Raw genomic sequence first — 20,490 nt, 5'->3', positions numbered from 1 at the left:
TGTGCTGCACGCGTCATCCGGGTCAGCGGGGGTGGCCAGCAACGGGCGGTGATCTCCGCTGCACCTGAGTGACGCTCGCAGCATTGTGAGCCGCCGGCCGCCCGGACGGGAGTCCCGGAACGGCCGGCATCGTCGTTTTGTCGGGGATCCGACAGAAATCAGCTGCGGACGGCCTCTACGGCCGCCGCCAGCCGGCGGACACCCTCGTCGATCCGATCGGCGGTCACCGCCGAGAAGGCCAGCCGCAGGGCGTGCTGCCCACCGTCCAACACGAAGTCGCTGCCCTTGACCACGGCGACCCCGCGCTCGGCCGCCGCTGGGGCGAGCCGGTCGACCAGCACGTCCTCCGGGAACTCCACCCAGAGGAAGTAGCCGCCGTCGGGCTCCACGAACCGAGCCTGCGGCAGGTGCCGGCGCAGCGACTCGGCGAGCACCTGGGCTCTCTCACCCAGCGCCGCCCGGACGGTCTCGATCGAGCGGTCGATCTCACCGGAGACACAGAATTGGTGCACGATCGCCTGGGACACCATGCCGGGCGAGATGTAGAGGCTGGTCGCGTTCCTGGCGATGTCCGCGATCAGGTCCGACGAGCCGACCAGGTACCCGACCCGCACGCCCGGGCAGACCGTCTTGGTGAAACTCGACGCGTGCACCACCACGTTGCGGGTGTCCAGCGAGAGCATCGACGGCAGCGCCTCGCCACGGAACCGGATGTCCGCGTACGGGTCGTCCTCGAAGATGATGAACCCGTACTCGGCGGCCAGGTCGAGCAACTCCCGACGCTTCTCCAGGGAGAGCGTCACGCCGGCCGGGTTCTGGTAGTTCGGGATGATGTGCGCGAGCCGGGGCCGAACCCCGGACTCCAGCAGCTTGCGCAGCTCAGCGGTGTCCAGGCCGTCCGGCTGGACCGGGACGGCGTGCAGCTCACTGCCCATCCGCTGGAGGTTGAGCAGCGTCCGGTCGTACGTCGGGCGCTCCACCACGACCGCGTCGCCGGGGCGGACCAGGTGGTCGAAGAGGAACGCGTCGGCCTGGAGCGACCCGTTGGTGACCAGCACCTGGTCGGCCGCGACCCCGTGCTTCTCGGCGATCCACTTCCGCAGTGGTACATAGCCGACGGAGGTGCCGTAGGCCGTAATCCCGGCTGGGTCGGCGTCGAAGGCGCGGACGGCGGCGGCCTTGAGCCCCTCGACATCGACGATGTCCAGCGAGGGAGCCCCACGGGCGAAGGAGATCAGCTGCTCGGCGGTCATGGATGTTGAGCGTACGGGCGGCGACGGGGGGCGCGCGGACGGCACGGCGATGTCCGCATCCTGAGCCACCGGGTCGGGTGACCCGACTCCACCGGACGGCGACAGATCAGACCGGAAGGGCGAGCGAGTCGTGCTGCGCCGCCCGGGAAAGTCCCTCCAGCTGCACGCCGAGCGCGTCGAGGAGCTGACTCCAGTCGAAGTAGGACCGCCAGGCGACGATCCGCCCCCGGCGGGCCCGAACCACGTCGGCCACCTCCCAGCTCACCATGCGCCCGGTGGGTGCGACGGTGCCGAACGGCGTGTGCAGCGTGCCGGTCTGGGTGCCGGTCAGGCGCAGCTCAATGGCCGCGCCCCCGCCGGTGCGCACCGCGCCCAGCGGGTCGACCCGCAGGTCCGGGAAGGCGCCGGTCCAGGTCCGCAGCAGCGCGGGCAGCTCGATCGGGCGGACCGTTACACCCGGCATGGCGTAGAACGCCTCCGGGGCATAGAGATCCGGCAGCCGGGCAACGTCCCGCCGCAGGAGCATGGCGTACTGCTGCTCGACCAGGAACTCCGCGTCGCGCATCAGGCCCTCCCCCACGGGCCACGGCGTCTCCGCGCCCGCAAGGGATCCCTACCCGTCGATCGGACCGGGCACACCTGCGCGCCGGATTCCGGCATGCCCAGTCAGGTCGTGGCGACCACCGTGCTTTCCGCCCAGACCCGCATGATGTCCCGGACGGAGATCACGCCGGCCACCTCGCGGCCGTCCAGCACCACCAGGTGCCGGAACCCGCCCCGGGCCATCGCGGCGGCCGCCTCGGCTACCGTCCACTCCGGCCCGGCGTAGACGACGTCCCAGGTCAGATGGGCGCCGGTGCGTTCCACGTCGCAGTCCAGGCCGGCGCCGATGGCCTTCAACACGTCGCGTTCGGTCATGATCCCGATCCCCTCGGAGTCCGGATCGATCACGACCGCCGACCCGATACCGCGGGCCGACATCATCCGCGCCGCCTGGCGGAGCGTGTGCTCCGGACCGACGACGAGGACCTGGCTGGACATCGCTTCCCGTACCTGCATCACGCATCACCCCTTTGGGACGGTGGCATCCGGTACCGACATGGTGGTCCGTGGATGTTTCCTGGACAAGACCGGGCATCGTCGCGACGCCGGAACGCTCGCTACTGTCGAACGGTGTCCACCGACCCCCTGCGCTGCGCCGGCGCGCTGATCGTCGACCATGACGGCCGCATCTTCTTTCAGCGCCGATCGCCGCACCGACGCCTCTTTCCCAACTGTTGGGACATCGTCGGTGGCCATCTCGAACCGGGTGAGGAGATCGACGAGGCGCTCCGCCGGGAGATCACCGAGGAGACCGGCTGGATCCTGTCGCACGTTCTCGGTCAGGTGGGTGAGTACCACTACGTCGGCGACGACGGCCTGGCCCGGATCGAATACGACTTCCTGGTCCGGGTGGACGGCGACCTCGACCACCCGACGCTGGAGGCTGGCAAGCACACCGAGTACCGCTGGCTGGCCGAGCGCGAGGTGACCGTGCTGGACGAGAACCGCGACGTCAACGACGGGCTGATCCGGCGGATCGCGGAGGAGGGCTTCGCCGTCCTGCGGTCGATCGGTCTGTGAACACCGTCGACCTGGCGCCGCACCGGTTCGCCGGGCTGCTCGCCCCGGCTGTGGACCGGGTCTTCCGCGCCGGAATGCTGGCCGGCCGCGACGGTGGCGGCGCCGAGCTGAGCCAGCGGTACGGCGGAGTGGCGGCGACCGGCTTCCTGGTCGACCTGCGCACCCGGCTGGCCGCACCCGGTGGCACGGTCGACGGGCCGGGGTTCGCGGCGATCACCCGGTACCACGACCCGGTCACCTGCCAGCGGACCGTGGACAAACAGGTGGCGCACGGGATGCTCCACCGCGGCCCGGACGGCGCGCTCTCCGCCACCGAGCGGGGTACGGCCTTCCTCACCGAGCTGTACCAGGTGCACGCCGAGGTCACCGAGGAGCTGTGGGCTGGGCACGACGAGCGGGTGCCACGGCTGGTGGCGGCGCTCGGCCGGCTGCTGTCGTACGCCCTGGTGCTGGCCGACGAGGAGGGGAACCGGGGCGGGTCGGCCTTCGCCGCGATGGCGCCCCCGTACGAGCCGGACGGCACTCCGTCGGGCGTGCTGCTGCTCAACCGGCTCGGCACGCTGCGATACCACCGGGCCGACGCGCACGCCGCCGCCTGGGCTGCCGCCGGGCACACCGCGTCGAGCATCGCCGCCCTGCCGACCGGCCCCGAGCGGCTCGCCATCGAGCTGGAGACCGACCGACGGGCGGCCGGCCCGTACGCCGCGCTCGGTGCGGAGGAGCGGCTGACCATGCTCGCCGACCTGGCGGCGTTCCCCGGCTGACCCGGTTGGCCGGAGCGGCGCGACCACCCGGGGCTATCCTCCACCGGTGACGGGGAGCAGGACGAGGGAGGATGTCGGGATGATCGGGATGGTGCTCGCAGCCGGGGCCGGGCGCCGGCTGCGCCCGTACACCGACACGCTGCCCAAGGCGTTGGTGCCGGTGGACGGCGAGACGACGATCCTGGACATCGCGCTGGGCAACCTGGCCGAGGTCGGGCTCACCGACATCGTGATCGTGGTCGGCTACGCGGCGGACGCGGTCCGCGAGCGGCAGGCCGACCTGGAGAAGCGGTACGGGGTCACGCTCACCCTGGTCCACAACGACAAGGCCGAGGAGTGGAACAACGCCTACTCGCTCTGGCTGGCCCGGGAGTACTTCGCTCGCGGGGTGCTGCTGGTCAACGGGGACACCGTGCACCCGGTGAGCGTGGAGAAGACCCTGCTCGCCGAGCGCGGGCCCGGCATCCTGCTCGCGGTGGACACCCTCAAGCCGCTGGCCGAGGAGGAGATGAAGACCATCTTCGACGCCGCCGGCCAGCTCACCCGGATCACCAAGATCATGGACCCGGGCGAGGCGTACGGGGAGTACATCGGTGCCACGCTGATCGAGCCGCAGGTCGCCGACGCGCTCGCCGACGCGCTGGAGACCACCTGGCGGCGCGACCCGAACCTCTACTACGAGGACGGCTACCAGGAGTTCGCCGACCGGGGCGGGGAGGTGCGGGCGGCGCCGATCGGCGACGTCCCCTGGGTGGAGGTCGACAACCACGCCGACCTGGCCCGCGCGCGGGAGATCGCGTGCCGCTACTAGCCCGCACGGTCAACACTCCGCTGCTGATCGAGGTCCGGCGGGGTGCGGTGGCTGACCTGGGGCCGCTGTTGGCCGACCGGAGGATCTCCGCTGGCGGCGACGTGGCGGTGGTGGTCGGTCCCGGTCAGGGCGAGAAGATCGTCGAGCTGTGCCGGCCCAGCCTCGGGTCGGCCGACGTCTTCACCGTCGTCGGCGGCACCATCGACGCCGCGAACGAGCTCGGTGACCGGCTCCGGGCCCGCTCGTACGACGCGGTGATCGGCATCGGCGGCGGGAAGACCATCGACACCGCCAAGTACGCCGCCACCCGGTACGGCATGCCGATGGTGACCGTGGCGACCAGCCTGGCCAACGACGGCATCGCCTCGCCCACCGCCTCACTCGATCATGAGGGCGGCAAGGGTTCCTACGGGGTGCACATCCCGATCGCGGTGATCGTCGACCTGGACTTCGTGGAGAACGGCCCGGACAGTCAGACCCAGGCGGGGATCGGCGACGCGGTCAGCAACGTGAGCGCCTGCGCGGACTGGGAGTTGGCGCACGAGGTCCGCGGCGAGCCGATCGACGGCCTCGCCATTACGCTGGCGCGGACCGGCGCCGAGGCGTTGATCAACCACCCCGGCAAGATCACGGACGACGCGTTCCTCACCACGCTGGCGGAGGCGTTGATCCTCGGCGGGATCGCCAGTTCGGTGTGCGGGTCGACCCGCCCGGCCAGCGGCGGCGACCACGAGATCTCCCACGCCATCGACCGGCTCTATCCCGGCACCGGCTCGCACGGCGAGCAGGTCGGGCTCGGCGCGCTCTTCTGCACCTTCCTCCGCGGGGACCCGGAGCGGTTCGGTCAACTAGCCCGTTGCCTGCACCGGCACGGCCTGGCCACCGTTCCCGGCGATCTGGGGCTCACCGACGACCAGTTCATCGAGGCGGTGCAGTTCGCCCCGCGCACCCGACCGGATCGGTACACCATCCTCGAACACCTGGCGCTGTCGCCTACCGAGACGCGGGAGCGGCTGGCAGACTACGCCGGTGCAATCCGCGACCAGCTTGGCTGACCCCCGTCCCACCGTCGCCGACTTCCACCGGGTGAACCGGGGAGGCGGCCTGTTCAGTGAGTCGATCAGCCAGTGGTTGGGGGCCGTCTTCGCGCTGGTCGCCCAGCGACTCGGCCTGCGCCCGACCGCGCTGACCCTCACCAACCTGGTGCTCGGGCTGGCCACCTCGGTCACCGTGGTGGCGCTCGCCGGTCCGGTCGCCGACGGCGACGTACCGGCCTGGGTGGTCGGCCTGCTCGCCCTGGTCGGCTGGCAGGTGGCGTACGCGCTGGACTGCGCGGACGGGCAACTGGCCCGGGTGACCGGCCAGGGCAGCGCAGCCGGCGCCAGGATCGACGTGCTCTGCGACGTGGCCGCGCAGATCGCCCTGGTGGCCGCGCTCGCCGCCACCGCGGTGGCGCAGGAGCCGTCGACCCCCACCTGGCTGGTGGCGACCTTCGCCGGGACCTGGATGGTCAACCTGGTCACCTCGGTGATGCAGTCCGGCCCGAACGCGGCCAGCATGGTCACCTCGACCTCGCTGCCGGTCCGCCTGGTGAAGCTGGTCCGCGACTACGGTGCGGTGATCTTCGTGGCCGCCCTGGTGCTGGCCGTGGCCCCCGCGCTGGTCCTCTGGGTGATCATCGCGTTCACCATCGTGAACGGCGGCTTCCTGCTCGCCAGCATCGCCTTCTCCGCCCGCGCCTCCCTGCGCTGACCCCCACCCCCACCCACCCCCCGCCCCGCACGCCGCCATGGCGCGAGCGCCTCGGCAAGATCATGCTCGATCCAGGAAATAGGGGCCTCCGGCCGCTCCGAGGCCACTCTTCCCATGATTGAGCGCGATCTTGCCGGGCCCGGCGGCGGGCGGCGGGTCGGGGTCAGGGGCGGTGCGCGGTGCGGGCCATGCCCGCGTAGATGTCGATGAGCTGCTTGGTGACCACGTCGGGGTGGAAGGTCCGCTCGTAGCGGGCGCGGGCGGCCGGGGCTAGCCCGGCGGCACCTGCCCTGGCCACCGGGAGAGCGGCGGCCAGCGCGGCCGCCTCCGGGGCCACCACCCAGCCGGCCTCGCCCAGGCCGATTCCGGCCGGCATCGGCGACCCGCCACCCCCGGCGACGGCGGAGGCGATCTCGGCCGGCCCGGTGCCGGAGGGCTCGTGCGGGGCATCCGCCCCGACCAGGTACGGAATGCCGCCCAACGCGGTGCCGAGCACCGGCCGCCCGCTGGCGAACGCCTCGATGATCACGGTCGGCAGCACGTCGTGCCACATCGAGGCGGCGATCACCACCGCGCTCGCCTCGACCGCCGCCCGTACCCCGGCCCGGTCGAGCTGACCCAGGTAGACCACGTCGGGTCGCTCGGCGGCGGCTGCCTCCACCAGCGGGCGCAGCTCGCCGTCCCCGGCCACCCGCAGGGTGCCCAGTGCGCCCACCGGGTGCCGACGCCAGGCATCCAACAGCAGGTCGACGCCCTTCTCGGGGCTCAGCCGAGCCATGTAGAGGAAGCCGTCGCCGAGTGGCGCCGGCCGACCCGGGTCCGGCACGGCGTTCGGCTTCACCACGATCCGCTCGTCCGGAATGCCGTATTCGCGCAGGTGGTCGGCGATCGCCGTGGTGAGCGCGATGTACCGGTCCACCGACCGCCAGGTGCCCCGGTGCACGGCCAGGGTGGTCGCCATCAGCGCGCTCTGCGCCGCCGAGTCGCGGTAGCAGCGGTGCTTGATCGCCGGTACGCCCAACGCCCGACCCTTGCAGTCCTGGCAGATCACGCCATCCCGGAAATAGATCCCCGAGGAGCAGACCTGCCGGTAGTTGTGCACCGTCTGTACCACCGGCACGCCGTGCCGGTGCGCGGTCCGCACCACCCAGGGCGAGAGCAGGGGGTACGGGTTGTGCAGGTGCAGCGCGTCCGGCCGGTGCTCGGTGAGCAGCCGACTCAGGTCGTGCTGGGCTCGCGGAGCCCAGATCGGCGAGATCGGCAGCAGCGCCTTGGCCGCCTTCGACATCGACGGGATCTCGTCCGAGCTGCGGATGAACGGCAGCACCTCGACGCCGGCAGCGGTGAGCTGAGCGATCTCCGAGTCGACGATCGTGTTCTCGCCGGAGGGCTGGGCTTCCCGGTACCGGTTGTGCGCCACCACGATTCTCACAGAGCTCGCCTTTCGTTCGCAGTCATGCCGGCTCCTGCTCGCGACTGCGGGGCTCGCAAGCTCACTCCTCGCGCTCGTGGCAGGGACTCGCAAGCTCATTCCTCGCGCTCACCGGAAAGAAGGCTACCGTTGTGTCGTGCCCGAACTACCGGAGGTTGAGGCGCTCGCGGGTTACCTGCGGCAGCGCGCGGTGGGGCGGCGTGTCGACCGGCTGGAGATCGCCGCGATCAGCGCCCTGAAGACGTACGACCCGGCACCGGCCGCGGTCGCCGGTCGGGCGGTGGTCGACGCCCGCCGGCACGGCAAGTTCCTCGACGTGCTGTTCGAGGGCGACCTGCACCTGTTGGTCCACCTGGCCAGGGCAGGCTGGCTGCACTACCGGGAGGCGTTCCCGGCCACCACCCCGCTGCGCCCAGGCAAGGGGCCGATCGCGGTGCGGGTCCGCCTCGACGACGGCTCCGGGTTCGACCTCACCGAGGCCGGCACGCAGAAGAAGCTCGCCGCGTACCTGGTCACCGACCCGGCGGCGGTGCCCGGGGTGGCCAAGCTGGGCCCGGACGCGCTCGCCGCGGACCTGCCCACCTTCGCCGAGCGGCTGCGCAGCCGGCGTGGGCAGGTCAAGGGGGTGCTGACCGACCAGTCGGTGCTGTCCGGGGTCGGCAACGCGTACTCCGACGAGATCCTGCACGCGGCGAAGCTGTCCCCGTTCGCGATCACCGACCGGCTCACCGACGACCAGCTCGCCACCCTGCACGCGGCCACCCGGCAGGTGCTCGGTGACGCGGTCGAGCGCTCCCTCGGCCAGCGGGCCGCGGAGCTGAAGGGCGAGAAGCGCTCCGGGCTGAAGGTGCACGCCCGCACCGGGCTGCCGTGCCCGGTGTGCGGGGACACCGTGCGGGAGGTGTCGTTCGCCGACTCCAGCCTCCAGTACTGCCCGACCTGCCAGACCGGCGGCAAGCCGCTCGCTGACCGACGGTTGTCTCGACTCGTACGGTGAGTAATTCCACTCGCCGACTACGGAGCGGAATCAGCCCGACTGAGCCGAAGCTCCGGTCCACCGTTCTCGCCACACGCGCATCCATCGGTATAGTGGCCCGGTCCCCGGCTTCTGAAATGGTGCGGAGCCGGCCAGATCCCGCCGGCACCATCGGTCGCCAATCTCCTACGGGGCAGCGACCGGTCGGAGCCCGCGTGGGAGACTGGGACGGTGGGCGACCCGGGCCCTCACTGCGAGTGAGCGGCACGTGTCATGCGGGAGGACATGGGTGAGGTGACGGCAAGCCTCCAGCGCCCGGTAACCAACGAAGGCCGGAGCAGACTCGTGCGGCACGTCGACAGCTTCGAGATCCAGCCGCCGACACCGCCGTCGCACAACGGTGTCCCGCGGTCGGCATGGGCCAGGGCGCGACGCCGTGTCTCCCGCTGGCACCGCCCCTACACGGCGATCCTCCTGCTGCTCGACTTCGCCTCAGCGGCGTTCGCCAGCTGGATCGCGATCCAGCTCTTCGACCAGGCCGCCTCCGGTTTCAGCGGCACCCAGCAGGACCCGACCTGGTTCCACACCGTCTCCTACCTGCTGCTGCCGCTCGGCTGGGTGGTCACCCTCTGGAGCAACCGGGCGTACGACCGGCGCTATCTGGGGCTCGGGCCCGACGAGTTCAAGCGGGTGATCCGGGCCGGGGTCACCGTCGCGGCCAGCGTCTCCTTCCTCGCCTTCGCCACCAAGACCTCGCTGTCCCGGTGGACGGTCGGCACGGCCCTGCTCGGGGCGCTGCTGCTCATCCTGTGGGGCCGGTTCGTGGCCCGCTGGGCGCTGCATTACATCCGCCGACGGGCCGGGCAGGCCGCACACCGGATGGTCCTGGTCGGCACCCTGCCGGAGTGCCTGGAGGTCTACGCGGCGGTCACCCGCAGCCCGGCCGCCGGGCTGGTGCCGGTCGCCATCCACATCACCGACGGCTATGCGGCGGCCCGGGGGATGCCGACCCCGGTGCCGGTGCACGCCGGCCGGGACGTCCTGGCCCTCGTCCGGGAGGTCGGCGGGGACACCATCGCGGTCTGCGGGTCGGCCAGCGCCGAGCCGGGCGAGCTGCGTCGACTGGCCTGGCAGCTGGAGGGCTCCGGGGTCGACCTGGTGGTCGCCCCACAGCTGACCGACATCGCCGGCCCCCGGGTGCACATCCGGCCGATCGAGGGCCTGCCCCTGCTGTACGTCGAGGAACCGACCCTCTCCGGGCCGGCGCTGCTGGCCAAGAACCTGATGGACCGGGTCGCCGCCGGCCTCGGCCTGCTACTGCTGGTCCCGCTCTTCCTGGCCGTCGCCCTGGCGATCCGGATCTCCGACCCCGGGCCGGTCTTCTTCCGCCAACCCCGGGTGGGCCACGAGGGACGCACGTTCCGGGTGTGGAAGTTCCGGACCATGTACGTCGACGCCGAGGATCGGCTGGCCAGCCTGGTCGACCGGAACGAGACCGACGGCATGATGTTCAAGATGAAGCAGGACCCGCGGGTCTTCCCGGTGGGCCGCTTCCTGCGGGCCTCGTCGCTGGACGAGCTGCCGCAGCTGATCAACGTGCTCTGGGGTGAGATGTCGCTGGTCGGGCCCCGCCCGTTGCCGGCCGACGACGGCGACTTCCTGGGCGACGTACGCCGCCGACTGCTGGTCCGCCCCGGCATGACCGGCCTGTGGCAGGTCTCCGGCCGCTCCGACCTGTCCTGGGACGAGGCCGTCCGCCTGGACCTCTACTACGTCGACAACTGGTCGCTGGCGTACGACCTGAGCATCCTGTGGCGCACCGTCGGAGTGGTGCTCGCCCGCAAGGGCGCGTACTAGGGGTTGGCGCGCCGGGCCGGAGGGGCCAGGATCGCTGCGTGGGTGGCAACCTTTCCGCCGTCGTCGGCGTCGTCTCGCTGGTCACCGCGCTGACCGCGGCGCTGTTGGCCGTACTGCGGCTGCGCGCTCGCCGGGGCATCGCCACCGCCACCCAGCGCGCCACCTATGAGGTGCTGCACACCGCCGGGCTGGCGGCCGAGCCACTGCGGGCAGGGCTGAGCGCGGCGGGCGCGGCGAAGGCCGTACGCCATCTGCGCGCTCTGGTGGGCGCGGCCGGGCTGGCGCTCACCGACGCCGACGAGGTGCTCGCCCTCGACGGGCGCGGCGCGCACCACGGCGAGCAACTGCTCACGGCGGCCCGGCGGGTGATGGACACCGGGCGCTCGACGGTGCTCGGTGAGCACGAGCTGAGCTGCGACCGGGTCGACTGCCCGGTCCGGGGGGCGGTCGTCGCGCCGCTGCACGGCGCGGACGGCCGGGTGGTGGGCGCGCTGGTGGCCATCGCCGACAGTCCGCCGGCGCCCGGGCTGGTGCAGGCCACCCTGGAGACCGCGCACTGGGCCGGCAACCAGCTCGCCCTGGCCGAGCTGGACTCGTCGCGGGAGCGGCTGGCGCGGGCCGAGATCCGGGCGCTGCGGGCGCAGATCAGCCCGCACTTCATCTACAACGCGCTGACCGCGATCGGCTCGTTCGTCCGCACCGACCCGGAGCGGGCCCGGGAGCTGATCCTGGAGTTCGCGGAGTTCACCCGGTACTCGTTCCGGGCGCACGGGGAGTTCACCACGCTGGCCGAGGAGCTGCGGTCGATCGACCGCTACCTGACCATCGAGCGGGCCCGGTTCGGCGACCGGTTGCAGGTGCGGCTGCAGATCGCCCCGGAGGTGCTGCCGGTGACGCTGCCGTTCCTCTGCCTGCAACCACTGGTGGAGAACGCGGTCCGGCACGGGTTGTCCCGCAAGCCGGGCACGGGCATGGTGAGCATCGAGGCCCGGGACGCGGGCGCCGAATGCCACATCACCGTGGAGGACGACGGGGTGGGAATGGATCCGACCACGCTGACCGCCGGCATCGCCGAGCTGGCCCGCAGTACCGGCGACCCGGGCGACGACCCGGGCCAGCACGTCGGCCTCTCCAACGTCGACGAGCGAATGCGGTCGGTCTTCGGGGACCGGTTCGGCCTGGTCGTGGAGACCGGGTTGGGCTCGGGCACCAAGGTGAGCATGCGGGTGCCGAAGTTCCACCCGGGCGTACGGGCCGGATCGTGAGCGAGCGACCCGGGTCGGCTGTGGTGAACGCGTCCGGATTTCTCCGCGTACTGGCGGTGGACGACGAGCCGCCGGCGCTCGACGAGCTGGCGTACCACCTGCGGGCTGACCCCCGGGTGGCCCGCCTGCACACCGCCGGGGACGCCACCGAGGCGCTGCGGCTGCTCCGCGACGGTGACGTCGACGTGGTCTTCCTGGACATCCGGATGCCCGGGCTGGACGGCATGGAGCTGGCCCGGGTGCTGCGCCGGTTCGCCCGGCCACCGGCGATCGTGTTCGTCACCGCGTACGACGACGGCGCGGTGGATGCCTTCGACCTGGGGGCCACCGACTATGTACGCAAACCGGTCCGTGCCGAGCGGCTGGCCGAGTCACTGCGCCGGGTGATCGGCTCGCGGGTGGTGCCGTCGCATCCGGCGGCGCTGGCCCGGGCGGAGGAGGACCCGACCATCCCGATCGAGTTGGCCGGCACCACCCGGATGCTTCCCCGCTCGGCGGTGCGGTGGGTGGAGGCGCAGGGGGACTACGCCCGGTTGCACACTGCGGAGGGGTCGCACCTGGTGCGGGTCTCGCTGGCCACGTTGGCGGAGCGCTGGGCTGACGCCGGTTTCGTCCGGGTGCACCGGTCGTATCTGGTGCAGTTGAAGTTGATCGCGGAGCTGCGGCTGGTCAACTCCGGCTATGTGGTGGTGATCGACTCGACCGAGCTGCCGGTGAGTCGCCGGCACACCCGGGAGTTGAAGGACAAGCTGGTCAGGGCCGCGAAGCAGGACTGGAGTCGCTGATTCGGGAATGGGACGGCCTCTCTCGTACGTTGTACGCTAGTCCGTACGACTTCCGGGAGGCCGCCGTGACCGAGACTCCGTTCGACGCCGAGACCGAGTTCGACCGCCAACTCGACCGACTGGTTGAGCTGGTCTACCCCGCCCTCGCCGAACTGCCCGAGGCCGCCTTCCGCGACCTGGTCGCACCGCTGCGAGCCAAGGCGGTCGAGGGCGCCACCGGCCTGCCCGCGCCCACCGACGCCCGGGTGCCGTTCCTGCTGGTCACCACGCGGGACCTGGTCGGGGTGGAGGCCCGGCTGGAGCTCACCACCCTGGCCGGAAAGCGCAAGCCCGGCATTCTCGACCGGCACTACGCCGAGGACGACCTGCCGCGCTTCGACCCGATCAAGGAGTTGGAGGTGCCGGCCGGGCCGGCGTACCTGCTCTTCGACGTCGACCGGGGCGAGGAGTTCCGTAACCTGCCGCCCGCCACTGCCATGGAGGGAATGACCGCCCAGGGTCGGCTGCCGCTCACCATCGACGAAGGGCTCGCCTTCATCACGCTGCACCCGGCCTCGCTGGCCAGCAACAGGTGCTTCTCGCTGGTCGGCTCCCGGTGCGGCGACAAGCGGGTGCCGGCGCTCTGGATCAGCCAGGGCGCGCCGAAGCTCGGCTGGTGCTGGTACGGCAACCCGCACACCTGGCTCGGCTCCGCCTCGGCCCGGCCGGAGCGCATCGGCCTGGAGTGACCGCCAGGGTGCGCCGAGTCCATGGAGGATGGCCGTCCGGTCCGTAGCCATTGCTGGCGACCAGGCATGAAGCCGAGTTACCCGGTCAGAAGATGTCGGCCAGCGGAAGGGCGAGGGGAAACGGCTGCTCGGTGCGGTAGACCTCGCCGAGGAGAACCGCCTGCTCGCGGTAACCGCCCGAGCCGTTGACCAGCACGGTCAAGGTCTGCTTGCGGGGTTCCACCAGCCAGTAGAGGGGAATGCCGGCCGCGCAGGGTTCGTCACCGTCACACCTCCTCTCTACCGGCCCACCCTGACAGCTCGGTCGGTCGTCCACAACGAACCTCGGGTGTTCGCGGAGGCCGGCCGGCATGTCCACCGAGTTATCCACAGGCGTGACCCGTTCTCCACAGGTTGTTCACAACGCCACCCACCGATCTCCACGCCGGCTCCCTACAGTCAGGGCCTATGAGGCAACGCCGGGTACTGGTGGTCGAGGACGAACGAACCATCGCCGAGTCGGTCGCCGCCCGACTCCGCGCCGAGGGCTTCGCGGTGGAGATCGCGGCGGACGGCCCCAGCGCGGTCGAGCAGTTCCGCACCGGACAGCCGGATCTCGTCGTCCTCGACGTGATGCTGCCCGGCTTCGACGGCCTGGAGGTGTGCCGGCGGATCCAGGCCGTCCGGCCGGTGCCGGTGCTGATGCTCACCGCGCGGGACGACGAGACCGATCTGCTGGTGGGGCTCGCGGTCGGTGCGGACGACTACCTCACCAAGCCGTTCTCGATGCGGGAGCTGGCCGCCCGGGTGCACGTCCTGCTGCGCCGGGTGGAACGGGCCGCCGCGCCCGCACCACCCGCCATCCACCTCGGCGACATTGAGATCAACGAGGCCGAGCGGCGGGTCCGTCGGGCCGGCGCGGACGTACACCTCACGCCGACCGAGTTCGACCTGCTGGTCCACCTCGCCGGGCGGCCCCGCACCGTCCTCCCCCGGGAGCGGCTGCTCGCCGACGTCTGGGGGTGGGCCGAGGGGAGCGGCACCCGCACGGTGGACAGCCACGTCAAGGCGCTACGCCGGAAGCTGGGCGCCGACCTCATCCGCACCGTGCACGGAGTCGGCTACGCACTGGAGGTGTCGTCCTGAGCGCCGTCCTGCTCGCTCGCCTGGACCGGGTGTTGGAACTGCTGCCCCGCCCGCTGGATCCGGTGCGCTCGATCAAGCTGAAACTGGGCGTACTGCTGGTCGCCTCCGGCGCGGCCGGGCTGGCGTACTTCTCGTACGGCATCGGTTGGCCGCCGCCGGTGACCTCGGCGACCGCCATAGCCGTCGCCCTGCTCACCTCGCAGGTGCTCGCCCACGGGATGACCTCGCCGCTGCGGGAGATGACGGCGGCGGCCGGCGCGATGGCCCGCGGTGACTACACCCGCCGCGTACGCGCCACCTCCCGCGACGAGGTCGGCGAGCTGGCTCAGGCGTTCAACAAGATGGCCGAGGACCTGCACGCCTCGGACCAGCGCCGACGAGAGCTGATCGCGAACGTCTCGCACGAGTTGCGTACGCCGATCACCGCGTTGCAGGGCGTGCTGGAGAACATGGTGGACGGGGTGGCCGCACCCGAACCCGCGGCGCTGCGCTCGGCGCTGTCCCAGACCGAGCGACTCGGACACCTCGTCGCCGACCTGCTCGACCTGTCCCGCCTCGATGCCGGGGTGGTCCCACTGCGGCGGGTCCGCATCGACGTGGGGGACTTCCTCGACGAGGCGGTGGAGCACGCCACCGCGAGCGCTTGCGGCGCGGGGCTGGACGTGCGCTTCCGGCTCCGCGAGCTGGCGGTGCCGCTGACCGTGCACGCCGACCCGTGGCGGCTGCACCAGGTGTTCGCGAACCTGCTCGACAACGCGGCGCGGCACAGCCCGCCCGGCGGCACAGTGCGGGTGAGCGCAGAGGAACACGCCGGCCAGCTTCGCTTCGAGGTGAGCGACGAGGGCCAGGGGATCCCACCGGCGGAGCGCTCCCGGGTGTTCGAACGGTTCACCCGTGGCGATCGGGCGGCCGGCGGCGGGACCGGCCTCGGCCTGGCGATCGCCCGGTGGGTCGTCGAACTGCACGGCGGCCGGATCCGGGTCCTCGATCCCGCCGAACAGACCGGAGGCACCCAGCCCGGCTGTCGCATCCAGGTCACCATCCCCAGCGACGGGCCATACCGAGAAGAGGCCGCATGACCAGCCCTGGCAGCACCCACGTCCCGGCCGGCGACCCGCGACCTCCCGTTCCGGGCAGGCCCGGCCAGCCCTGGTTCGGCCCCGGCCCGGCGCTCCCCCCGCCAACGGCCGGCCGGCCCCAACCCTGGCCCGCACCGCCGGTCACGCCCCGGCCACCCTCGCTGCTCGAACGTCGTTGGCCGGGGCCGTCCGGCGCCGCCCGCCCGGTGGTCCTGGCCGCGCTGACGGCGGCCGCGGCGATCGGTGCCTCGACGCTGTCGGTGGTTCGCCCCGGCGTCGGCTGGCTGGTGGCCGCGCTGGCCGCCACCGTCGCCCTCGTCACCGCCAGCGTCATCCGACCCAGGACGTCGCTGCGGGCGGAAATACCGCGACAGACCAGCTCCGGCGGTTCGGCGGCGCGGGCCACGACCGCCCCACCCGACGCGGCCACGACCACCCCGGTCACCGCCACCACGCCACCAGCACCCACGACCGCTCCGCCCACACCCCCCGGCCCGACCGCGACCCTCACGCCTGCCCCGACACCCGCAGCGCCGCCCACCACCGCCGAGTCGCCGACCGCATCCGCCACCGTGACCGCAGTGCCGCCCAACACTCCCGGTCCGGCCACGACATCCGCACCATCGACCACCGCAGCGCCGCCCACCACCGCCGAGTCGCCGACGGCACCCGCCACCGTGACCACAGCGCCGCCCACCACCTCCGGGCCGACCACGACAGCCGCACCACCGCCCACCACAGCGCCGCCCACCACCTCCGGATCGGTCACGACAGCTGCGGCGGCGGTCGCCCGTCCCGGTGCCACGGGGGCACCGGGGCGGGTGGCGGGGGCCGTCTGGGCCGCCGCGACCGTCGCACTGGTCGCGGTCGGCTCGGTCCGGGCCGCCGGCTGGCTCTTCGCGCTCTGCCTGATCGCCGCCGCGGTCACCGCGACGCTCGCGGTGACCGGCGGGCGAAGCCCGTTCGGGATGCTGGTGGCCGCGACGCTGCCGCCCGCCGCCACGGTACGGGCGCTCCCCTGGGCGGCACGCGGGCTGCGCCGCACCCGCCCGGCCGGCCCCGGGGTCGGACGCCTCCTGACCAGCCTCGCGGTCTCGGCCGGGCTCCTGACACTGTTCGGTCTGCTCTTTTCCTCCGCCGACGCGGTCTTCGCCGACCTGGTCGCGGGTCTGCTGCCGGACATCGCACTGGGCGGTGGCGTCGGCTGGCTGGCCCGTCTGCTGCTGATCGGCCTGGGCCTGCTCGGCGGCGCGTACCTGGTCAGCCGCCCACCCAACCTGGAAGGGCTGCGGGCGGCACCGACCCGACCGGCGCACCGGCTGGAGTGGACCCTGCCACTGGTGCTGCTCGACGCCCTCTTCGCCGCCTTCGTGTCGGTCCAGCTGACGGTGTTCTTCGGCGGCGCGGGGCACGTGCTGCGTACGGCCGGGCTCACCTACGCCCAGTACGCCCGCGGTGGGTTCTGGCAACTGCTCGCCGTCACCGCGCTCACCCTGCTGGTGATCGCGATCGCCGCCCGGCGGGCACCACGGTCCACGAGGGCCGACCGGCTGTTGGTCCGCGTGCTGCTCGGCACGCTTGCCGCGCTCAGTCTGGTCGTCGTCGCCTCCGCGCTCTACCGGATGCAGGTCTACGCCGACGCGTACGGTGCCACCCGGCTGCGGCTCGTCGTGGCGACCGTCGAACTCTGGCTCGGGCTGCTCTTCGTCCTGGTCGGGGTGGCCGTGGTACGGATGCGAGCCGACTGGCTGCCCCGGCTGGTGATCGGCACGGCGGTGCTGGCTCTGCTCGGGCTGGCGGTGGTCAACCCGGACCGGCTGATCGCCGACCGGAACGTCGACCGGTACCTGGAGACCGGCCGGTTGGACGTCGGTTACCTCTCCCGGCTCTCGGCCGACGCCGTACCGGCACTGGACCGGCTGCCCGAACCGATGCGGTCGTGCGCGTTGCGGGAGATCGCCGCCGAGTTGCCCCGGGACGGCCTCTGGGCCGCGAACCTCGGCCGGGAACGGGCCCGGCGGGAGCTCGGCCCGACCCCGGCGACCGCCAGCGTGACCGACTGTCCCGATCTACGGCGCTGGTGACCGCGACCGCTTGACAATCGCGCAGGGCGGGCGAGACTGCCGGGGTGGCCAAGCAACTTCCTGACGTCAGGTCGGGCGGTGCGGTACCGCCGCCCCGGCGGACCCGGATCGTGCTGGCCGACATCACCCGGCAGGACACTCGTGCCGAGCGGACCCGCGCCGAGCTGGCTCAGCAGACCCAGGTCGGCGAGGCGTTGGTCCGCGGCCTGGTCCGGGCCCAGCTCGCGCTGGCGCTGCGGCTCTCGCTGGTGGTGGCGATCGGGCTCGGCGGGCTGCCCTGGCTGTTCGCCATCGCACCGTCGCTCGGCCGGACCACCGTCGCCGGCGTCAACCTGCCCTGGCTGCTGCTCGGTGTGGCCTCCTTCCCGTTCCTGATCGGCGTGGGCTGGGCGTACGTGCGGCTGGCCGAACGCAACGAACAGGACTTCACCGACCTGGTGCAGCGGCCGGAGCGCTGAGGTGGCCAACGACTACGTGGTCCCGGCAATCGTCGCGGTCACCCTGGTCACCGTCGGGATCGGCTTCTACGGGCTACGGCTGGCCCGGACGACCTCCGATTTCCTGGTCGCTTCCCGGGCGATCAGCCCGACCTGGAACGCCGCCGCCATCGGCGGGGAGTACCTGTCGGCGGCGAGCTTCCTCGGCATCGCCGGCCTGGTCCTCAAGTACGGCGTGGACGTGCTCTGGTATCCGGTCGGGTTCGCCGCCGGCTACCTGGCCCTGCTGCTCTTCGTGGCCGCGCCGTTGCGCCGTTCCGGCGCGTTCACCCTGCCCGACTTCTGCGAGCTGCGGCTGGGCTCCCGCCGGCTGCGCATCCTGGCCACGGCCTTCGTGATCTTCATCGGCTGGCTCTACCTGGTGCCGCAGTTGCAGGGCGCCGGGCTCACCCTGGCCACGGTGGCCGGCTCCCCGTACCCACTCGGTGCCCTGCTGGTGGCCGGCGTGGTCACCGCGAACGTGGCGCTCGGTGGGATGCGGGCGATCACCTTCGTCCAGGCGTTCCAGTACTGGCTCAAGCTGACCGCGCTCGCCGTACCGGTGATCTTCTTGGCGTTGCAGTGGCAGGCCGACGGCCGGCCCGCGGTGACCCCGCCCGACGGGCCGACGTTCCGGGCCGCGACCACCGTCGTGGTCGAGCACCGCGCGACCCTCACGCTGCCCGACGGCGAGATCCGGGAGGTACGCCCCGGCGATGAGTTGACCTTCGCTGCCGGTGACCCGGTGCCGGAGGTGTCCGGGGTGGCTACCGACGCCAATGACTGGTTGCTGCCGAGCACCGCCGGCGACGACGACCGGGGCCTGTTCGCCACGTACTCGCTGATCCTGGCCACCTTCCTGGGCACCATGGGCCTGCCGCACGTGCTGGTCCGCTTCTACACCAACCCCGACGGCGCGGCGGCACGCCGGACCACCCTGGTGGTGCTGGCCCTGGTCGGCGCTTTCTATCTGCTGCCCACCCTGTACGGGGTGCTCGGTCGCATCTACACCCCGCAGTTGCTGGTCAGTGGGCAGACCGACGCCGTGGTGGTGCTGCTGCCCGGCGCGGCCCTCGGCGACGGGCTGACCGGGCGGTTGCTCGCCGCGCTGGTCGCGGCGGGCGCGTTCGCGGCCTTCCTGTCCACCTCGTCCGGGTTGCTGACCAGCGTCGCCGGAGTGATCTCGACGGACGTGCTGGGCCGGGGCTCGGTGCGCGGCTTCCGGCTGGCCACGGTGATCGCCGGTGGCGTGCCAGCGGTGCTGGCGCTCAACGTCTCCGGGTTGGACGTGTCGCAGGTGGTCGGGCTGGCCTTCGCGGTCGCCGCGTCGAGCTTCTGCCCGCTGCTGGTGCTCGGCATCTGGTGGCGCGGGCTGACCGACCTGGGCGCCGCCGCCGGGGTGCTGGTCGGCGGTGGCGCGGCGATCGGCGCGGTGCTGGTCACCGTGCTCGGCCCGCCGTTGTCCGGCTGGCCGGCCACGCTCATCGCGCAGCCGGCCGCCTGGACGGTGCCACTGGCCTTCACGGTGATGGTCGCGGTGTCGATGGCGACACGTCGACGGGCCCCCGCCGACGTCGCTGCCACCATGCTCCGCCTGCACACCCCCGAAGCCCTCCGCTTGTGAGGACGGCCGTCCGCCTCGGGGATGACGACGGGTCCACCCACCGCCGGAGCCCAGAATTGGCGATCGACCGATAGCGTCGGCTCATGACTGGTGAGCAACCCGCGCTCGCACTGCGTGGCCTGGCCAAGCGGTTCGACGGCACGATCGCGGTGGCCGGCGTCGACCTCGACGTTCCCGCCGGTTCCTTCTACGGCCTACTCGGCCCGAACGGCGCCGGCAAGACCACCACCCTGTCGATGGCGGTCGGGCTGCTGCGGCCGGACGCCGGCTTGGCCTGGGTGCTCGGCCACGACGTGTGGCGGGACCCGATCGCCGCCAAGCGGCTGCTCGGCGTGATGCCCGACGGGGTGCGGCTGTTCGACCGGCTGACCGGGGCGGAGCTGCTGGCGTACAACGGGCTGTTGCGCGGAATGGACCCGACGGTCGTCGACCAGCGGGCCGCGGAGCTGCTGGACGTGCTGGCGCTCGGCGACGCCGGGCGGACGCTTGTGGTGGACTACTCGGCGGGCATGAAGAAGAAGATCGGCCTGGCGTGTGCGTTGCTGCACGGCCCCCGGGTGCTGGTGCTGGACGAGCCGTTCGAGGCGGTCGACCCGGTCTCCGCCGCTCTGATCCGGGACATCCTCACCCGGTACGCGGCCGGCGGCGGCACGGTGGTCTTCTCCAGTCACGTGATGGAGGTCGTCGAGCGACTCTGCTCGCACGTGGCGATCCTCGCCGCAGGCACCATCAAGCGGGTCGGCACGATCGCCGAGGTACGCGGTGACCGATCGCTGGAACAGGTCTTCGTCGAGGTGGTCGGCGGGCGCACCGCGACCGGTGAGGAGCTGTCGTGGCTCTCCCAGTGAGCGCCGCC

General features: G+C 72.3%; 21 protein-coding genes. 16 read left to right on the top strand and 5 right to left on the bottom strand.

The features are described from left to right. Positions 1–158: 158 nt before the first annotated feature. The 3 genes from ACFY29_RS15690 to ACFY29_RS15680 all read right to left on the bottom strand — a co-directional run bounded on the left by ACFY29_RS15690 (position 159) and on the right by ACFY29_RS15680 (position 2,312). Positions 159–1,253 (bottom strand): PLP-dependent aminotransferase family protein, encoded by a 1,095-nt coding sequence (locus tag ACFY29_RS15690; RefSeq protein ID WP_328421805.1) that lies wholly within the window; start codon positions 1,251–1,253, stop codon positions 159–161. Positions 1,254–1,359: 106 nt separating this feature from the next. Continuing rightward, positions 1,360–1,818: an ester cyclase gene (locus ACFY29_RS15685; protein ID WP_328421807.1), complete on the bottom strand. Its 459-nt coding sequence runs from the start codon at positions 1,816–1,818 to the stop codon at positions 1,360–1,362. A gap of 101 nt (positions 1,819–1,919) precedes the next feature. Continuing rightward, the gene (locus ACFY29_RS15680; protein WP_355613796.1) at positions 1,920–2,312 is read right to left on the bottom strand and encodes a CBS domain-containing protein; all 393 of its coding nucleotides are present in this window, start codon (positions 2,310–2,312) and stop codon (positions 1,920–1,922) included. 114 nt (positions 2,313–2,426) lie between these two features. On the opposite strand from ACFY29_RS15680, the gene ACFY29_RS15675 reads away from it, so the two are divergent. The 5 genes from ACFY29_RS15675 (at position 2,427) to ACFY29_RS15655 (ending at position 6,203) form a co-directional block, all read left to right on the top strand. Next, complete coding sequence (locus ACFY29_RS15675) at positions 2,427–2,876, top strand: NUDIX hydrolase (protein ID WP_386986408.1); 450 nt, start codon at positions 2,427–2,429, stop codon at positions 2,874–2,876. Next, complete coding sequence (locus tag ACFY29_RS15670) at positions 2,873–3,640, top strand: hypothetical protein (RefSeq protein ID WP_386986405.1); 768 nt, start codon at positions 2,873–2,875, stop codon at positions 3,638–3,640. The genes ACFY29_RS15675 and ACFY29_RS15670 overlap by 4 nt, the downstream gene beginning before the upstream one ends. Before the next feature lie 79 nt (positions 3,641–3,719). After that, positions 3,720–4,451: a phosphocholine cytidylyltransferase family protein gene (locus ACFY29_RS15665; RefSeq protein WP_355613801.1), complete on the top strand. Its 732-nt coding sequence runs from the start codon at positions 3,720–3,722 to the stop codon at positions 4,449–4,451. Then, positions 4,439–5,506: an iron-containing alcohol dehydrogenase family protein gene (locus ACFY29_RS15660; RefSeq protein ID WP_355613803.1), complete on the top strand. Its 1,068-nt coding sequence runs from the start codon at positions 4,439–4,441 to the stop codon at positions 5,504–5,506. Before ACFY29_RS15665 ends, ACFY29_RS15660 begins: the two co-directional genes overlap by 13 nt. Beyond that, positions 5,481–6,203, top strand: a complete 723-nt coding sequence (locus ACFY29_RS15655) for a CDP-alcohol phosphatidyltransferase family protein (protein WP_386986400.1) — start codon at positions 5,481–5,483, stop codon at positions 6,201–6,203. The genes ACFY29_RS15660 and ACFY29_RS15655 overlap by 26 nt, the downstream gene beginning before the upstream one ends. A gap of 163 nt (positions 6,204–6,366) precedes the next feature. Here the strand turns inward: ACFY29_RS15655 and ACFY29_RS15650 are convergent, their stop codons facing one another. Continuing rightward, the gene (locus ACFY29_RS15650) at positions 6,367–7,635 is read right to left on the bottom strand and encodes a glycosyltransferase (RefSeq protein WP_386986397.1); all 1,269 of its coding nucleotides are present in this window, start codon (positions 7,633–7,635) and stop codon (positions 6,367–6,369) included. A gap of 136 nt (positions 7,636–7,771) precedes the next feature. Between ACFY29_RS15650 and ACFY29_RS15645 the strand changes: the two genes are divergently transcribed. The 5 genes from ACFY29_RS15645 (at position 7,772) to ACFY29_RS15625 (ending at position 13,246) form a co-directional block, all read left to right on the top strand. Further along, positions 7,772–8,632 carry a DNA-formamidopyrimidine glycosylase family protein gene (locus tag ACFY29_RS15645; protein WP_328421824.1) on the top strand — a complete coding sequence of 287 codons (861 nt, stop codon included), beginning with the start codon at positions 7,772–7,774 and terminating at the stop codon, positions 8,630–8,632. A gap of 264 nt (positions 8,633–8,896) precedes the next feature. Next, positions 8,897–10,468, top strand: coding sequence for a sugar transferase (locus ACFY29_RS15640; protein WP_386986817.1), 1,572 nt, complete (start codon positions 8,897–8,899; stop codon positions 10,466–10,468). A gap of 38 nt (positions 10,469–10,506) precedes the next feature. Beyond that, positions 10,507–11,733, top strand: coding sequence for a histidine kinase (locus ACFY29_RS15635; RefSeq protein ID WP_328421826.1), 1,227 nt, complete (start codon positions 10,507–10,509; stop codon positions 11,731–11,733). 23 nt (positions 11,734–11,756) lie between these two features. Then, a complete protein-coding gene (locus ACFY29_RS15630; RefSeq protein ID WP_203148278.1) occupies positions 11,757–12,518 on the top strand; it encodes a LytTR family DNA-binding domain-containing protein in 762 nt (253 codons plus the stop codon). Positions 12,519–12,583: 65 nt separating this feature from the next. Then, positions 12,584–13,246 (top strand): DUF5701 family protein, encoded by a 663-nt coding sequence (locus ACFY29_RS15625; RefSeq protein WP_386986392.1) that lies wholly within the window; start codon positions 12,584–12,586, stop codon positions 13,244–13,246. Positions 13,247–13,331: 85 nt separating this feature from the next. Here ACFY29_RS15625 and ACFY29_RS15620 read toward each other — a convergent pair whose 3' ends face one another. After that, a complete protein-coding gene (locus ACFY29_RS15620; protein ID WP_386986389.1) occupies positions 13,332–13,562 on the bottom strand; it encodes a Uma2 family endonuclease in 231 nt (76 codons plus the stop codon). A gap of 131 nt (positions 13,563–13,693) precedes the next feature. Here ACFY29_RS15620 and ACFY29_RS15615 point away from each other — a divergent pair, with 131 nt between their 5' ends. From ACFY29_RS15615 to ACFY29_RS15590, 6 genes are all read left to right on the top strand, one after another. Next, positions 13,694–14,371 carry a response regulator transcription factor gene (locus ACFY29_RS15615; RefSeq protein WP_355601277.1) on the top strand — a complete coding sequence of 226 codons (678 nt, stop codon included), beginning with the start codon at positions 13,694–13,696 and terminating at the stop codon, positions 14,369–14,371. 20 nt (positions 14,372–14,391) lie between these two features. Next, positions 14,392–15,450 carry an ATP-binding protein gene (locus ACFY29_RS15610; protein ID WP_386986813.1) on the top strand — a complete coding sequence of 353 codons (1,059 nt, stop codon included), beginning with the start codon at positions 14,392–14,394 and terminating at the stop codon, positions 15,448–15,450. Beyond that, complete coding sequence (locus tag ACFY29_RS15605; protein ID WP_386986385.1) at positions 15,447–17,534, top strand: DUF4153 domain-containing protein; 2,088 nt, start codon at positions 15,447–15,449, stop codon at positions 17,532–17,534. Before ACFY29_RS15610 ends, ACFY29_RS15605 begins: the two co-directional genes overlap by 4 nt. A gap of 44 nt (positions 17,535–17,578) precedes the next feature. Continuing rightward, positions 17,579–17,992 (top strand): hypothetical protein, encoded by a 414-nt coding sequence (locus ACFY29_RS15600; protein WP_328421838.1) that lies wholly within the window; start codon positions 17,579–17,581, stop codon positions 17,990–17,992. Position 17,993: 1 nt separating this feature from the next. Further along, positions 17,994–19,634, top strand: coding sequence for a cation acetate symporter (locus tag ACFY29_RS15595; protein ID WP_355601271.1), 1,641 nt, complete (start codon positions 17,994–17,996; stop codon positions 19,632–19,634). A gap of 83 nt (positions 19,635–19,717) precedes the next feature. Beyond that, a complete protein-coding gene (locus tag ACFY29_RS15590; RefSeq protein WP_328421843.1) occupies positions 19,718–20,482 on the top strand; it encodes an ABC transporter ATP-binding protein in 765 nt (254 codons plus the stop codon). The last annotated feature ends 8 nt before the right edge of the window (positions 20,483–20,490 follow it).

The organism is Micromonospora sp. NPDC000668, from assembly GCF_042897975.1.
GTDB lineage: Bacteria > Actinomycetota > Actinomycetes > Mycobacteriales > Micromonosporaceae > Micromonospora.
The sequence above is the reverse complement of the archived record's forward strand: the minus strand, read 5'-3'. Positions and strand labels throughout refer to the sequence as shown.

Excerpts from the sequence above, each read along its gene's own strand:
- ACFY29_RS15690 (WP_328421805.1), bottom strand. The coding sequence starts at position 1,253 with ATGACCGCCGAGCAGCTGATCTCCTTCGCCCGTGGGGCTCCCTCGCTG.
- ACFY29_RS15685 (WP_328421807.1), bottom strand. The coding sequence starts at position 1,818 with ATGCGCGACGCGGAGTTCCTGGTCGAGCAGCAGTACGCCATGCTCCTG.
- ACFY29_RS15680 (WP_355613796.1), bottom strand. The coding sequence starts at position 2,312 with ATGCAGGTACGGGAAGCGATGTCCAGCCAGGTCCTCGTCGTCGGTCCG.
- ACFY29_RS15665 (WP_355613801.1), top strand. The coding sequence starts at position 3,720 with ATGATCGGGATGGTGCTCGCAGCCGGGGCCGGGCGCCGGCTGCGCCCG.
- ACFY29_RS15640 (WP_386986817.1), top strand. The coding sequence starts at position 8,897 with ATGGGTGAGGTGACGGCAAGCCTCCAGCGCCCGGTAACCAACGAAGGC.
- ACFY29_RS15615 (WP_355601277.1), top strand. The coding sequence starts at position 13,694 with ATGAGGCAACGCCGGGTACTGGTGGTCGAGGACGAACGAACCATCGCC.
- ACFY29_RS15605 (WP_386986385.1), top strand. The coding sequence starts at position 15,447 with ATGACCAGCCCTGGCAGCACCCACGTCCCGGCCGGCGACCCGCGACCT.
- ACFY29_RS15590 (WP_328421843.1), top strand. The coding sequence starts at position 19,718 with ATGACTGGTGAGCAACCCGCGCTCGCACTGCGTGGCCTGGCCAAGCGG.